The sequence below is a fragment of the Sphingobium sp. FG58 genome, from assembly GCF_057809055.1.
Map to the genome: position 1 here is coordinate 1 of NZ_JBMDJF010000011.1, position 15,900 is coordinate 15,900.

Here is a 15,900-nt window from a genome sequence, read left to right on the forward strand (position 1 = left end):
CGGGGGGTCCCTTTTGCGCGCCGATAAGGGGGCCCGTTTGGACGCCGATTGACAGCCCAGATGGGTCCGGTGGCTGGCCCGTCGGATAGGATCACGCGGCCCTAGGTCCCTGTCCACATAATAGGCGGCCCAGCCGTGTGGATAATTGTGGATTTGAAGAGGTTGCTGTTGTGGCATCCTGAGATCGATGTGCTCAGCCAGCGCGAAATAGTCGAAACCCATTTCCCGCGCGATCCGCGCCAAGAATTCGTAGAGCATGTGCATTTCCGATGCCTCTGCTAATCCAGCGGCAAGGGCATCTAACCGTCGATAACGACCCATGACATATAATCGACCGCAAGGGCGTTCCCAACCCGCAGGTCTCGCGATTCGCCTTCCTCATTCTATGCGCTCCCCGCCCGTCCTCACAACGATCGGCGAAACGAGATGAGCGAATAGCTTATGGCATTTTCGCCATGTGACAATTGCATGACGATCATGTGGAATTGCCAAGCGCGCAACCTCGACCACGCAGTCCTCTGCAGCCGACAGAAGTCAGCCTCTCTCCCGAGTAGGTGACAGTCCATACGCCTTGGGAAGAAGGATGCGCGATCGCCAGGCTGGCCGGAGAACCCCGTGACTATGCCAGCAGACCTACTCCTTCGGGAGGGTTCTCACCGCTACATTGCCCGGCCAGCTTCTGCGGAAACCAGATTTTCAGTGGCTCTACCTACGCCAGAACCGCCCGCAAATACGCGCGCAGCATATTACGTCCTTATTACTTTAGGCTTTTCCAGAGGTCGCGTAATATGAAAACTTGGCCAATCGCCCCAGAAACCATTGATTTTTCGATGATTTCTGGAGCGGGCGAAGGGATTCGAACCCTCGACCCCAACCTTGGCAAGGTTGTGCTCTACCCCTGAGCTACGCCCGCTCGGCGCTTGATGGAGACGCTGTCCCCGTCGGGTGAGGCGGGCAACTAGCAGCGCTTTTCAGGATGGGCAAGGGGAGAATTGCCAGGACCATGAAATTCCTTCCGCCCCCTTCAGGGACGGCGGCTTCGCGGGGCTTTGCGCTTGTCGCGCCCGATGGCCTTGGCAACTGCGTCGCCACGAAACCGCTGTTCCGTGCCATTGGGTGATTCGCGTCGTACAAAAACGCCCGCGTGGCATTTTGCAACTTTGCCTGCCGGGTCATTCTGTTAATCTTGCCATTCGATCCCATATTTCGACCAAGCGGCGGATCATTTGTCGCGTCTCTTCGTATGACAGACCGAACAGGAGGAAGCAGCCGCCATGCCGTCCGATCATCTCACGCGCCGCTCCCTGTTGCAGGGTAGCGCGGCGATCGCCGCCGCGGCACCCGCGCTGGCGCCTGCCGGTGCCGCCGCCACCGCACGGCAGACAGCCAAGGAAGGAACCGGGATGATCCCCGTGGAATTGACCGTGAACGGGCGCGAGGTGCATCTGCAACTTGACCCGCGCACCACCCTGCTCGACGCGCTGCGTGAGCATCTTCATCTGACCGGAACCAAGAAAGGCTGCGATCAGGGCCAGTGCGGCGCCTGCACCGTCATTGTCGAGGGACGGCGGATCAACAGCTGCCTGACGCTGGCGGTGATGCATGATGGTGACAAGGTGACGACGATCGAGGGCTTGGGCACGCCCGACAAGCTGCACTCGATGCAGCGCGCCTTCATCACCCATGACGGCTATCAGTGCGGTTATTGCACGCCGGGGCAGATCTGCTCGGCGGTCGCGGTGCTGGACGAGATTGCAGCGGGCATCCCCAGCCATGTCACGCCGGATCTGGACAAGGTATCGCTATCCGACAGCGAACTGCGTGAGCGAATGAGCGGCAATATCTGCCGTTGCGCCGCCTATCCCAACATCATCGCCGCCATGAATGACGTGGCCGGGGAGACGAAGGCATGAAGCCCTTTACCTATAGCCGCGCGACCAGTGTCGCGGACGCCGCCAAAACCGCGGCCTTGACGCAGGGCGCGCGCTTCATTGCGGGCGGCACCAATTTGCTCGACCTGATGAAGCTCCAGATCGAAACGCCGACCCATCTGATCGATGTCAATCATCTGGGTCTCGATCGGATCGAGCCAACGCCGGAAGGCGGCCTGCGCATCGGCGCGCTGGTTCGCAACACCGATCTGGCGGCCGACAAGGCGGTGCGCCGCGACTATGGCGTTCTGAGCCGCGCGCTGCTGGCGGGTGCATCGGGGCAATTGCGTAACAAGGCGACCACGGCGGGCAATCTGCTCCAGCGCACCCGCTGCCCCTATTTTTACGACACCAACATGCCGTGCAACAAGCGCAAGCCCGGCAGCGGCTGCGGCGCGATCGGCGGGATCAGTCGCAGCCTGGCGATATTGGGGGTCAGCGACGCCTGCATCGCCCAGCATCCCAGCGACATGGCCGTGGCGATGCGATTGCTGGATGCGCAGATCGATACAGTCGGCGCGGACGGGGTGGCGCGTGCTATTCCGATTGCCGATTTCCATATGTTGCCCGGTGACACCCCCCATGTCGAAACTGCGCTGAAAAGCGGCGAGATCATCACGTCGATCACCCTGCCCAAGCCGATCGGTGGCACCCATGTCTATCGCAAGGTGCGCGACCGTGCATCCTACGCCTTTGCGCTGGTGTCGGTGGCGGCAGTGTTCGGCAAGGATGGTGGCGGCCGCTTCGCCTTTGGCGGGATCGGGGCCAAGCCATGGCGAACGCCCGTCGCGGACGCTGCCGCATCATCGGGGGCCAAGGCTGTGGCGGAGGCAGCGCTGAGCGGCGCGCGCACCACGCATCATAATGACTTCAAAAAGACGCTGGTCGAACGGACATTGGAGTCACTCTATCGCCAGAAGGAGGCCCGGTCGTGAAGTTTGATACGCCCGCCACCACCAATCCCATCGACAAGGGTCGCGTCGTCGGCGTCGCCCATGACCGGATCGATGGCCCGGCCAAGGTCACCGGCAGCGCGCCCTATGCCTATGAACGCCATGATGCCGCGCCCAATGCGGCCTACGGCTGGATCGTCGGGTCAGCGATCGCCAAGGGAACGATCGCGGCCATGGACCTGCGCGCTGCCGAAGCGGCGCCCGGCGTGCTGGGCATCGTCACCCACGCCAATGCCGGGAAGCTGGGCAAGGGCAATTTCAACACCGCCCCGCTATTGGGTGGCCCGGCGATCATGCATTATGATCAGGCGCTGGCCCTGGTCATCGCCGATACATTTGAAAATGCGCGTGCCGCCGCCAAGCTGGTACGGATCGATTATGCGCCACAGGACGGCAAGTTCGACCTGGCCGCCGAACAGGGCAATGCCGTCAAACCGCCAGCTGGTGGCTTCGGTGGAGCGACCGACAGCGCTGTTGGCGATTTTGACGGAGCCTTTGCCAAGGCCGCCGTCAAGATCGACCAGCGTTACACCACTCCCGATCACAGCCATGCGATGCTGGAACCCCACGCCACCACGGCGGCATGGAACGGCGACAAGCTGACGCTATGGACGGCCAACCAGATGATTGCCTGGAGCGTGGGAGAAGTCGCCAAGACGCTGGGCATTCCGAAGGCCGATGTGCGGCTGGTATCTCCCTATATTGGCGGTGGCTTCGGGGCCAAGCTGTTCCTGCGCGCCGACGCGCTGCTCGCGGCATTGGGGGCGAAGCAAATCGGACGGCCAGTCAAGGTCGCGATCGCCCGCAGCCAGATCCCCAACAACACCACCCATCGCCCCGCAACGATCCAGCGCATCCGCATCGGCGCGGACAAAAATGGGGTGATCGACGCCATCGGCCATGAAGTCTGGTCGGGAGACCTGCCCGGCGGCGGTCCTGAGACGGCGGCGATGCAGACGCGGCTGCTTTATGGCGGCGCACACCGTATGACGGCGCACCGGCTGGCGACACTCGACCTTCCCGAAGGCAATGCCATGCGTGCGCCGGGCGAAGCGGTCGGCCTGCTGGCGCTGGAAGTGGCGATGGATGAACTGGCCGAAGCCTGCGGCGTCGATCCGGTGGAGCTGCGCATCCGCAACGACGTGCAATATGATCCCGAAGCCGGAACGCAGCGCCCCTATTCCAGCCGCAAGCTGGTGGAGTGTCTGCGCGCCGGGGCGGACCGGTTCGGATGGGCCAAGCGCAACCCCAAGCCCGGCAAGGTCCGCGATGGTCGCTGGCTTGTCGGCATGGGGGTAGCGAGCGCCTTCCGCAACAATCTGGTCGGTAAGTCGGGCGCGCGAATCGGCGTAGACGGCGCGGGCAAGGTCATCGTCGAAACCGACATGACCGACATCGGCACGGGCAGCTATACCATCATCGGTCAGACTGCGGCGGAAATGCTGGGCGTGTCGCTGGACGACGTCATCGTGCGGCTGGGCGACAGCCGCTTCCCCGCATCGGCTGGCTCTGGCGGGCAATGGGGGGCGAACAGCTCCACCGCGGGCGTCTATGCCGCCGCCATGGCGTTGCGGGCGAAGCTGGCGGAGAAAGCGGGCTATCCGATCGATCAGGCGCAGTTTGACGATGGGCTGGTGAAAATGGGCAACCAGTCGCAGACGCTGGCCGCACTGGCGGGTCGCGAGGGGCTGTGGGCGGAAGATAGTATCGAGTTTGGCGATCTCGACAAACGCTATGTCCAGGCGACGTTCGGCGCGCATTTTTGTGAGGTTGGGGTGGATATCGACACTGCCGAAGTCCGCATCCGCCGCATGGGCGGGGCGTTCGCCGCCGGGCGCATCCTCAATCCCAAATCCGCGCGCAGTCAGGTGATCGGCGCGATGACCATGGGGGCTGGATCGGCATTGATGGAGGCGCTGGAGGTCGACACCCGATTTGGCCTGTTCATCAATCATGACATGGCGGAATATGCCGTGCCGGTTCATGCCGACATACCGGAGCAGGACGTGCTGTTCATCGACGAGCTGGACGATAAAAGTTCGCCGATGAAGGCCAAGGGTGTGGGCGAACTGGGCATTTGCGGCGCAGGGGCAGCGGTCGCCAATGCGATCTACAACGCCACCGGGCTGCGGCTGCGCGACTATCCGCTGACCATCGACAAATTGCTGAAAGCGCAAATGAGCTGACGCGCAACCGACCCAAGGTCTAATAGAGCGCCGTCCACCCACCCCCTAGCCTTCCTCCCAAACATAATAAAGGGAGGACGGCATGAAGGGCGTGACGGCGCTGCTGGCAACCAGCGCGATGGCGCTGTGTGTCGGCGTCGCGCGGGCGGACGAGACGGAAGCGACGCGCCAGCCGATCATCGTCACTGCGCCGGGCGGCGGCATTGACAGCGACGATGGCCTGTCGCTGTCCGCAGCGGACATCAACAAGGGTGGCAGTCCTGATCTGCTCGGCGCGCTGGTCCGCAATTTTGCGGGCGTCACGTTGCAGGATGCGCAGAACAACCCGTGGCAGCCCAATCTGGTCTATCGCGGCTTCGTCGCTTCGCCGCTTCAGGGGCAGGCGCAGGGGATCGCCGTCTATCTGGACGGCGCGCGCTTCAACCAGCCCTTTGGCGACACGATGCAGTTCGACCTGTTGCCCGAAGCCGCGATTGCGCGGATCAGCCTGCTCGACAAGAGCGCGGTCTATGGCCTCAATGCGCTGGGCGGGGCGCTGCTGATCGACACCAAGACAGGCTTGAGCGATCCGGGGCTGGAGGCCAGCCTGTCCCAGGGCCGGTTCGGCATGACCGAAGCCAGCGTCGCGGCTGGAGCCGCGCGGGGCGATTTCAGCGCCTTTGCCGCATTACAATATAGGCGCGACGATGGTTGGCGCGCCTTTTCTCCCTCCACCCTTTATAATGGTTACATCGACTTGGGCTTCGACACGGCTGGCGGTGGCCTGCACCTGAAGCTGGTGGGGGCGGAGACCGACCTGACCGGCAATGGCGTGTCCCCGGTCGAACTACTCGCGGTCGATCGGCGCGCAGTGTTCACCTGGCCCGACAATAGCGCCAGCCGCTATGGCCGGATCAGCCTGCACCCCTGGGTTGCGCTGTCGGACAGGACGCGGATCGAAGGAACGCTCTATGCCCAGAAGCTGACGCTACGGAGCGTCAACGGGGATGCTGCCGACATTGAAGGCTGCGAGGATGAATCGGGTCTGCTCTGCTTGGAGACGGTGGGCGATGCAGAGGGTGAGGAAGAACAGGCGGTCCTGACCGATGCCAATGGCGATCCGATCACCGACAGGCTGGGCGGTGAAGGCTATGGCGTCCTTAATCGGGGCCGCACCGTGACGCGGGCGATGGGCGCGCTGGTGCAGCTGATTGACCAGCGCGCTTTGGGTGCGGGCGACAATCATCTGGCGCTGGGGCTGAGTTACGACACAAGCCGCACCCGCTTCGACACGTCCACCGAGCTGGGCGCGATGACCGACGAGCGCAGCGTCGAAGGGCTGGGACCGATCATAATCCAGCCTGACGGCGCGATCGCGCCAGTAGGGCTGGTCGCCCATACCGACTATTGGGGTGTGTTCGTGCAGGACCGGCTGCCGATCACCCCGCGCCTGTCCGCCGAAATCGCGCTGCGCTACAACCGGGCGCGGGTGGTGTTGCAGGACCAGATCGGCACTGCGCTCAATGGCCAGCATCACTTTTCCCGGCTGAACCCCGGCATCGAATTCGACTATCGACTGTCCGATGCACTGGTGCTGCGTGCGGGCTATGCACAAAGCAATCGCGTGCCAACCCCGGCCGAACTGTCCTGCGCCGATGAAAATGCGCCGTGCAGCCTGACCAATTTCTTCATCGCCGATCCGCCATTGAAGCAGGTGGTCGCCAAAAGCTGGGAAGCAGGGGGGAAGGGCAAGGCGCAGGTCGGTGGCTTTGCGGTCGACTGGCTGTTGTCGGCGTGGCGCACTGACAATCGCAACGACATTCAATATGTCGCGTCGGAAATCCGGGGGCGTGCCTATTTCCGCAATATCGGCAACACGAGGCGGCAAGGGGTGGAAGCGACGATCCGCGCGCGCCGGGGCGCCCTGAGCGCTGGCCTGAGCTATGCCTTCACCGATGCGACCTATCGCGCGCCGCTCAGTCTTTCCAGCCCGGCCAATCCGACATCGGACGAGGACGGGTTGATCGCGGTCGAACGCGGCGACCGCCTGCCCGGCATCGCCCGGCATAGCGCGACATTGAATCTGGACTATGCCGGGAAAGGCTGGTCTGTCGGCGGCGATGTGATCGCGCGAACCGGCCAATATCTGGTCGGTGACGAGGGGAATGATACGCCGCGCCTCGCTGGCTACGCCACCGTCAACCTGCGCGCGAGCGTGGAGGTGGTGCGCGGCGTCAGCCTGTTCGGCGAGGTGCGCAACGCCTTTGACCGGCGCTACGCGACCTTCGGCACCTTCAGCGAAGTCGACGAGGTCGAACTGGAGGAGGCGCCGGACGCATCCAATCCCCGCGCCTATGGGCCGGGCGCACCGCGCCGCTGGCACGTGGGGATCAGGGCGCGTTTCTGAAGCCCGGATCAAGATGGGCGACGATCGGCAGGGGTCGGGCCAACGCCTCCCCGCATAGGACCAAAGGACCATTGTGCGCTGGCGCGCTCCGGCCGCACTCTTGCAGCAATCCAGCGGCCATGAGCCGTGCGATTCATGGAGAGTGATGTGATCGACCTGCGCCTGTCAGGTGGCCTTGCCGCTGCCGCCCTGCTCCTTTCGCCGCTGCCCGCCGCAGCGAAGGACATTGTCGTCCATATGAAGAATCAGGGTGCCGACGGGGCGATGGTGTTCGAGCCGTCCTTCGTAAAGGCAGCGCCCGGCGACACGATCCGTTTCAAGCCGAGCGACCCCAGCCATAATGCAGAGACGATGGCCAATATGCTGCCCGCAGGCGCGACGCCGGTGAAGGGCGTGATGAACAAGGAGATGGCGCTGACCGTCGCCAAGCCCGGTCTCTACGGCATCAAATGTATGCCCCATTATTCGATGGGCATGGTCGCGCTGGTGCAGGTGGGCAAGGTGTCCGCCGCAGAGCTGACGGCGGCCAAAGCGGTCAAGCTGCCGCCCTTTGCCGCCAAGCGGATGACGGCGGCGCTTGCCAAAGTGAAATAGACCCAAGGTGCAATGGCCCGGCCCCAGTCGCCGCGGCATGTTTTCAGCCAATTTCGACAGTATAGGAGTAGGGCAATGCTGCAACAGGCGATGGAGCGGTTCACCGGCAAGACGCTGATCCGTGACCAATATGACAATTATATCGGCGGCCAGTGGGTCGCCCCGGTCAGGGGCGGCTATTTCGATAATCTCTCGCCCGTGACCGGTAAGGTCGTGGGCAGCATCGCACGCGGGACGGCCGAGGATATCGAGCTGGCGCTGGACGCTGCGCACAAGGCGAAGGATGCGTGGGGCAAGACATCCTCGACCGACCGGTCGAACGTCCTGCTCAAGATTGCCGACCGGATGGAGGCTAATCTGGACCTGATCGCGATGGCCGAGACGATCGACAATGGCAAGCCGATCCGCGAGACGACCCACGCCGACATTCCGCTGGCCATCGACCATTTCCGCTATTTCGCCGGCTGCGTCCGCGCGCAGGAAGGGTCGATCAGCGAGATCGACCATGATACGATCGCCTATCATTTCCACGAACCGCTGGGCGTGGTCGGCCAGATCATCCCCTGGAACTTCCCGATCCTGATGGCGGTGTGGAAGCTGGCCCCGGCGCTGGCTGCGGGCAATTGCATCGTGCTGAAACCCGCCGAACAGACGCCCATGTCGATCCTGGTGCTGCTCGACATTATCGGCGACCTGCTGCCGCCCGGCGTGCTGAACGTCGTCAACGGCTTTGGCGTGGAGGCAGGCAAGCCGCTCGCCAGCAACAAGCGGATCAGCAAGATCGCCTTCACTGGCGAAACGACGACCGGCCGCCTGATCATGCAATATGCGTCGGAGAATCTGATTCCCGTCACGCTGGAGCTGGGCGGCAAATCGCCCAACATCTTCTTTGCCGACGTGATGGACGCGGATGACGATTATTTCGACAAATGCCTGGAAGGCTTTGCGATGTTCGCGCTCAATCAGGGCGAAGTCTGCACCTGCCCCAGCCGCGCGCTGATCCAGGAATCAATCTACGAAAAGTTCATCGAGCGCGCCATTGCGCGGGTGAAGGCGATCAAGCAGGGCAGCCCGCTCGACCCGGCCACCATGATCGGCGCGCAGGCGTCGAACGACCAGCTGGAAAAGATCCTCTCTTATATCGAGATCGGCCTGGCCGAAGGGGCGGAGCTGCTGACCGGCGGGGCGCGCGCCCACCTGGATGGCGAACTGAGCGAGGGCTATTATGTCACGCCCACCGTCCTGAAGGGCCACAACAGGATGCGCATCTTTCAGGAGGAGATTTTCGGTCCGGTGCTCGCCGTCACCACCTTCAAGGATGAGGCCGAAGCGCTCGCCATCGCCAATGACACGCTCTACGGCCTGGGTGCTGGCGTGTGGACTCGCGATGGCAGCCGCGCCTATCGCATGGGCCGGGGCATTCACGCCGGGCGGGTGTGGACCAATTGCTATCATGCCTATCCGGCCCATGCCGCGTTCGGCGGATTCAAACAGTCGGGCATTGGTCGCGAAAATCACAAGATGATGCTGGACCATTATCAACAGACCAAGAATCTGCTGGTCAGCTACAGCCCCAAGGCATTGGGCTTTTTCTAAAGGGTCGCGTCGAAGGCGCGCGCGTTCCCCTGAGCGCCTTCGTCCCTCGGCGGGCGTCCCCACGGGCGTCCGCCACATTTTATGGAAGGAAGCTCTGGCCGTGACGCTCCCGCTTCCATCCCGCATATTGGTGGCCGACGCGGCGCAGGCGCTCATGACCTGACGTGACAAATGGGCAGCACAGTGCATAACCCCTGAAAAAAGGGGAATGCGATGGGAGAGAGCAAGATGAGCATGGAGGCGGCGGACATCGGCTTTGCGTCTAGCCACATGCCTGATCCGGCCGATGCGATGGCGCAGGTTGCCAGTGCGCTGGGCGATACGCCGCTGGCCGGGATGCTGCTCTTTTGCTCGCACCGTTTCGACCGCGATGCGCTGGCCCGTGCGGTCAATCGCCATGGCAAACAGGCGGTCGCGATCGGCTGCACCAGCTCGGGCGAACTGACCGAGGCGGGCTATGACGAGGATAGTCTGAGCGTCGTCGGCTTTCCTGCCGCCAGCTTCCATATGGTGTCCCATTGTTTCGACGGTATCGACGCCTTCGATCCCGTCGCCGCACGGGAAGCCGTCCGGTCGCTCGTTGCGGTGGCCGAACGCGACAGCCGCCATCTGGGTGATCGGGTCAACCATGTCGCACTGTTCCTGGTCGATGGCCTGTCCCATCGCGAAGAATTGCTGACGATGACGATACAGGATGCGCTGGGCGACGTGCCGCTGATCGGCGGGTCATCGGGCGACGGTCTGGATTTCCGGGAAACGGCGATCTTCCAGGGCGGCCGCTTCCACCACCGGGCCGCCGTCATCGCCATCCTGTCCACCCCCCGCCCGCTTCATGTATTCAAGGGCCAGCATTACCGCCCCGGCGCGGCCAAGATGGTAGTGACCGGCGCGATCACGCAGGACCGTATCGTCACCGAAATCAATGCCGAACCCGCCGCGCAGGAATATCTGCGGCTGGCAGGTCATGCCGGGGAGGAACTGGGCCTGGCCTTTTATGCCGCTCATCCGCCGATGGTACGGGCGGGCGGCGACTATCATGTCCGGTCGATCCAGAGCGCCAACCCGGATGGCAGCCTGACCTTCTACTGCGCGATAGACGAGGGCATCGTGCTGACCGTGGGCGAGCCGGTGGACCGGATCGCGGGGATGGAAGCGATGTTTGCCGACATCGCCGCCCATGTCGGCACGATAGACCGGATCATCGCCTTCGATTGCGTGCTGAACCGCATCGACGCCAAGCAGCGGCAGATCAGCCGCGTCGTGTCCGAACTCTATGGCCGTCACCGCGTCATCGGCTTCAACACCTATGGCGAGCAATATCATGCGCTGCACGTCAACCAGACCTTCAGCGGACTTGCGATCGGGCGATGAGCGTTTCGCCTGAACCCGACAGCGAGCTGGACATGTTGCGGGAAGAAAACCGCAAGCTGCGCAAGATCAATGCCGCGCTGATCGACCGGGTCGAACGGTCGAACGACATGGCGGGCAATGCTTTTTCGATGTTCGAGACCGCGATCACGCTGGAAGCGATGGTGCGGGAGCGGACCGTGGAACTGGAGGATGCGCTGGGCCGCCTGGCCATCGCCAACGCCGATCTGGCACAGGCCCATGCCAGCGCCGACGCGGCGCAGACCCGGCTGCGCGACGCGATCGATTCGATCAATGAAGGCTTCGTCCTGTTCGATGCCGAGGACAGGCTGGTCCTGTTCAACGAGGCCTATCTGGGTTTCTGGCCGGAAATCGCCGATCAGGTTCGTGAAGGCCTGTCCTTTGACGAGCTTGCCCGGCTCGCTGCCGCGCATCACCGCACGCCCGGATCGCTGGTTGCGCCCGACCGCTGGGTATCGGACCGGCTGGCCCGCCACAGCGTGGCCGATGGCGGCCATGTCCAGGCGCTGGCCGACGGACGCTGGGTCCAGATCAACGAACTGCGCACCAGCGAAGGCGGCATCGTCGGCATCTATACCGACATTACCGAGGTGAAGGCGCAGGACGCGCGCAACCGGGCGCTGGAACTGGCAGAGCGCAACCTGATCCTGCAATCGACGCTGGATAATCTGTCCGAAGGCGTGTGCCTGTTCGACGCGCAGGGGCGGGTCGCGGCGTGGAACGAGGCGCTGCAGCATCTGCTCGACCTGCCGGGCGACTGGGCGCAGGAGGGCGGCAGTCATGGCGCGCTGGTGGGCTGGTGCCGCGATCAGCTGGGCATGGCCGATGGCGGCTGCCTCGACTGGCGGGGCGACCGACCGGGCGGCGAGCCGCTGCACGCGCTGGTCCATACGGGAACACGCAGTTTCGAGCTGCGCAGCACTGCGCTGGAGCGGGGCGGTCAGGTGATCGGCTTTACCGACGTCACCGCCATGTTGCGCGCGCAGGCGGGTTTGCAGGAAACCGCCGAGACGCTGGAGCGCAGGGTGGCCGAGCGCACCGCCGAACTGGAGACCGAGATCGCCGAACGGCGGGCGATCGAGGCGCAGTTGCGCGACGCCAAGACGGCGGCGGAAAAGGCCAACCTGTCCAAGACCAGCTTTCTGGCCGCCGCCAGCCACGACCTGCTCCAGCCATTAAATGCCGCGCGGCTGTTCGTCGCGGCGCTGGGCGACCGGCGGCTGGCGCTGCCGACCCGCGCATTGGTCAACCAGACATCGACCGCGCTCGATTCGGTCGAGGATCTGCTGGAGGCGCTGCTGGAGATCAGCCGTCTGGACGCAGGCGCGATCCAGCCGGAGATTGGCGATTTCCGGCTCGACCGGCTGCTCGACACGCTGCGCGTGGAATTTGCGCCGATGGCGCGCACGGCCGGGCTGGAGCTGGCGATCACCAGCGAACCGGCCTGGGTGCGTTCCGACATCCGGCTGCTGCGGCGCATCCTGCAGAATTTCCTGTCCAACGCGCTGCGCTATACCCAGCAGGGATCAGTGCGGGTGGATTGCACAAGCGGACCCGATGGCGTGCGCATCAGCGTGGTCGACAGCGGCCCCGGCATTGCAATCGACAAGCAGGCTTTGGTGTTCGAGGAGTTTCGGCGGCTCGATACCCGCACCAGCGGCAAGGGGCTGGGCCTGGCCATCGTCAAGCGGGCGAGCGATATGCTGGGCCACCCGATCACGCTCGATTCCGCGCCCGGTCGCGGATCGACCTTTGCGATTTGCCTGCCTGCGGGCGAGCCGGTGGCCGATCCCGACAGCGAGCCGAACATAGTCGGGCGTGATCGCACCATGCGCGGCCTTAACGTGCTGGTGATCGACAATGAACGGGCGATCCAGACCGGCATGTCCATCCTGCTGGCGGGCTGGGGTTGCACCGTGCGGGCGGCAGGCGGCTTTGCCGATGCGACCGCCCTGTTCGCAGACGATGCGAAGCCCGACATCATCCTGATCGACTATCATCTGAATGACGGCGAGACCGGCGACCATGTGATCGACCGGTTGCGCGCCCATTTTGGCGGGCCGGTGCCGGCAGTCATGATTTCGGCCGATCGGGGCAAGGATCTGAAGGTCCGGCTGGACGCCTGCGGCATTCCGCTGCTGAGCAAGCCGGTCAAGCCCGCCCAGTTGCGCGCGCTGCTGCGGACGATGTTGAAATAGACCGCCTGTCGCGCCGGTCAGTCGACGCGGAAATGCACCCGGTTTGCCTTGATCACTGCCTGGGTGCGGCTCAGCACGCCCAGCTTCTGGAGGATCGCCGACACATGCGCCTTGATCGTGGTCATCGACACGTTGAGGTCGTGGGCGATCTGCTTGTTGAGGCGGCCGTTGACCAGATGGCCCAGCACGGTTTTCTGCTGCGGGGTCAGGCTGTCGATCCGGCGGGTAATGTCATCCTCGTCGGCAGAAGGCGCCGCGCCCTCGCCCATGGTTTCGGGCAGGTAGATTTCGCCGGACACGACCCGATGCAAAGCATCGACGATGGCGCTGCGCTTCAAGGATTTGGGGATGAACCCCGCCGCGCCCGCGGCCAACGCCTCCTGCACGATCGCGCGGTCGAACGCGCCCGACACCATCACCACCGGCAGGATCGGAAAACGGTCACGCAGCAGCTTGAGGCCATCGAGCCGCCGCACATCGGGGATGTGAAGGTCGAGCAGGATGAGATCGAAATTATCCTGCTTTTCCAGCGTGGCGACGGCATCCTCCAGCGTCGCCGCCTCGAAAATCTCGATATTGTCGAAACTGATCGCGATGACGCTGCGCAACCCGTCGCGCACGAGCGGATGATCATCGACGATCAGCACCCGCTCCATGATAGCTTCACCGCCCATATATTGGCCCATATCCTGCCCCAAGCCCGAATGATCGGCCAAGTCATGGGACGTGGCAAGCCGCAAAGCGCAAGGCGGCGGTGCCGGAGCGTGCATCGCATAGCTGCCGCGTCCCATGACGATCATGACCTTCTCTCCCTTATGACTTCGGCAGCTTGAACACCCAGAGCGCGCCGCCCTGATTAATGTCCTTGAACGATTTGGCGACTTCGCCGCCCCACAAAGGCACAGCGCCGCCCCAGCCGGACATGACGGCGACATATTGTTCGCCATCCTGTTCCCAGGTGACAGGCGAACCGACCACGCCGGACCCGGTCTGGAACTTCCACAATTCCTGACCGGTCCTGGCGTCGAACGCCTTGAGGAAGCCTTCGGGCGTGCCGGTGAAGACCAGATTGCCGCCGGTCGTCAGCACCCCGCCCCAGAGCGGCGCCTTATTCTTATATTCCCACACGATCTTGCCGGTCTTGGGGTCCATCGCCCGCAACGCGCCAATATGATCGTCGGCGATCGATTTGATGGTGAAGCCCGCGCCCAGATAGGCCGCGCCCTTTTTATAGGCGATCGGTTCGTTCCAGATGTCCATGCCCCAGTCGTTGGACGGAATGTAGAAGAGACCGGTGTCGTGGCTGTAGGCCATCGGCATCCAGTTCTTGCCGCCCAGAAAAGATGGCGAGGCGAATACCGGCTTGCCCTTGGCATCGCCGGGCGCTGGCGGGCGACCTTCGGGGATATAATTGGGCTTGCCATTCTTGTTGAAGCCATTGGCCCATGTCGTCTGCATGACGAATTTGTTGGCGCTGATGAACTTGCCGTTGGTGCGGTCGAGGACGAAGAAATAGCCGTTGCGGTCGGCCTTGGCCCCCAGCTTCATCGGCTTGCCGTTGATGGTGGCATCGAAGGGGATGAATTCATTGACCCCGTCAAAATCCCAGCCGTCATGCGGCGTGGTTTGATAATGCCATTTGATGACGCCGGTGGCCGGATCGATCGCCAAGGTCGAGGCGGTGTAGAGATTGTCGCCGGGGCGCAGATGGCTGTTCCAGGGTGCGGGGTTGCCGGTGCCGAAGAAGAGCAGGTTGGTGTCGGGATCATAGGTGCCGCCCAGCCAGGTCGCGCCGCCGCCGCTCTTCCACAGATCGCCCCGCCAGGTCGCGTTGAGCTTACCGGTGATGCCATTATCCTGCCCCTTGAGCGTGCCCATATGGCCTTCGATCACCGGGCGGTGCCAGATCAACTCGCCGGTGTTGACGTCGCGCGCATCGACCGCGCCGACGACACCGAATTCGCCGCCCGAATTGCCGGTGATGACCATGCCGTTGACGATCAGCGGCGCGGCGGTGGCGCTATAGCCTTCCTTATAATCGGCGATCTGCTTGTTCCAGATCACCTTGCCCGTGTTGCGGTTGAGCGCCACCAGCCGGGCGTCGAGCGTGGCGAAGATGATCTTGTCGCCATAGATCGCCGCGCCCCGGTTGACCACGTCGCAGCAGGGCATGATCCCGTCGGGCAGACGGGCGTCATATTGCCATTTTTCCTCGCCCGTGCGCGCGTCGAAGGCGAACAGGCGCGAATAGCTGCCGGTGACATAGATGGTGCCGTCATAGACGATCGGCTGCGCTTCCTGTCCGCGCTGCTTTTCGCCGCCCAGCGAAGCGGAGAAAGCGGGGACCATTTTCGACACGTTACCGCTGTTGATGGCGTTCAAGCTGCTGAAACGGTGCGCCTGCGGTCCCATGCCGTAGGTCAGCACGTCGCCGGTCGATTTGGCGTCGTTCATCAGGTCCGCATCGGTCGGCCCGCCCTGTGCCACCAGCGGCGCGGCCCCCATCGCCAGCGTGATCGCGGCGACGCCCGACAGCGCCCGCATGATCGGTCCCTTCATAACCATCCTCCCTGTGTGTAGGGGCGCGTTGGACGCCCCCGGTTTATGTGCAGACTATGCCGCGCGGCTGGCGCAGCAATTGGACCTTGGGTCGGGATATTGGGGTCG

At 63.6% G+C, this 15,900-nt stretch carries 11 protein-coding genes and 1 tRNA gene; 8 read left to right on the forward strand and 4 right to left on the reverse strand.

Annotated features, from left to right (window positions below; translation table 11 throughout):
• Together ACODR8_RS13770 and ACODR8_RS13775 are read right to left on the reverse strand one after the other, a co-directional pair.
• On the reverse strand, positions 1–258 hold a 258-nt coding region (locus ACODR8_RS13770; RefSeq protein ID WP_489007773.1), incomplete at its 3' end, for an autoinducer binding domain-containing protein.
• Between the two features lie 580 nt (positions 259–838).
• Positions 839–913 (reverse strand) — tRNA-Gly (locus tag ACODR8_RS13775).
• 361 nt (positions 914–1,274) lie between these two features.
• Between ACODR8_RS13775 and paoA the strand changes: the two genes are divergently transcribed.
• The 8 genes from paoA to ACODR8_RS13815 all read left to right on the forward strand — a co-directional run bounded on the left by paoA (position 1,275) and on the right by ACODR8_RS13815 (position 13,233).
• Positions 1,275–1,913, forward strand: coding sequence for an aldehyde dehydrogenase iron-sulfur subunit PaoA (gene paoA, locus ACODR8_RS13780; RefSeq protein WP_489007774.1), 639 nt, complete (start codon positions 1,275–1,277; stop codon positions 1,911–1,913).
• A complete protein-coding gene (locus ACODR8_RS13785) occupies positions 1,910–2,866 on the forward strand; it encodes an FAD binding domain-containing protein (protein ID WP_489007775.1) in 957 nt (318 codons plus the stop codon). Before paoA ends, ACODR8_RS13785 begins: the two co-directional genes overlap by 4 nt.
• Positions 2,863–5,070, forward strand: coding sequence for an aldehyde oxidoreductase molybdenum-binding subunit PaoC (paoC, locus tag ACODR8_RS13790; protein ID WP_489007776.1), 2,208 nt, complete (start codon positions 2,863–2,865; stop codon positions 5,068–5,070). Before ACODR8_RS13785 ends, paoC begins: the two co-directional genes overlap by 4 nt.
• Positions 5,071–5,152: 82 nt before the next feature.
• Positions 5,153–7,456, forward strand: coding sequence for a TonB-dependent receptor (locus tag ACODR8_RS13795; protein WP_489007777.1), 2,304 nt, complete (start codon positions 5,153–5,155; stop codon positions 7,454–7,456).
• Positions 7,457–7,591: 135 nt separating this feature from the next.
• Positions 7,592–8,050, forward strand: a complete 459-nt coding sequence (locus ACODR8_RS13800; RefSeq protein ID WP_489007778.1) for a pseudoazurin — start codon at positions 7,592–7,594, stop codon at positions 8,048–8,050.
• A gap of 75 nt (positions 8,051–8,125) precedes the next feature.
• Complete coding sequence (gene adh, locus ACODR8_RS13805; protein WP_489007779.1) at positions 8,126–9,646, forward strand: aldehyde dehydrogenase; 1,521 nt, start codon at positions 8,126–8,128, stop codon at positions 9,644–9,646.
• Positions 9,647–9,874: 228 nt separating this feature from the next.
• On the forward strand, positions 9,875–11,017 hold the full coding sequence (locus tag ACODR8_RS13810) for an FIST N-terminal domain-containing protein (protein ID WP_489007845.1): 1,143 nt from the start codon (positions 9,875–9,877) through the stop codon (positions 11,015–11,017).
• Positions 11,014–13,233 (forward strand): hybrid sensor histidine kinase/response regulator, encoded by a 2,220-nt coding sequence (locus ACODR8_RS13815; RefSeq protein ID WP_489007780.1) that lies wholly within the window; start codon positions 11,014–11,016, stop codon positions 13,231–13,233. Before ACODR8_RS13810 ends, ACODR8_RS13815 begins: the two co-directional genes overlap by 4 nt.
• A 17-nt stretch (positions 13,234–13,250) precedes the next feature.
• On the opposite strand, the gene ACODR8_RS13820 is transcribed toward ACODR8_RS13815, so the two are convergent.
• On the reverse strand, positions 13,251–14,033 hold the full coding sequence (locus ACODR8_RS13820) for a response regulator (RefSeq protein ID WP_489007781.1): 783 nt from the start codon (positions 14,031–14,033) through the stop codon (positions 13,251–13,253).
• A 13-nt stretch (positions 14,034–14,046) separates the two neighbouring features.
• Positions 14,047–15,792 carry a methanol/ethanol family PQQ-dependent dehydrogenase gene (locus ACODR8_RS13825; protein WP_489007782.1) on the reverse strand — a complete coding sequence of 582 codons (1,746 nt, stop codon included), beginning with the start codon at positions 15,790–15,792 and terminating at the stop codon, positions 14,047–14,049.
• Positions 15,793–15,900 lie beyond the last annotated feature (108 nt).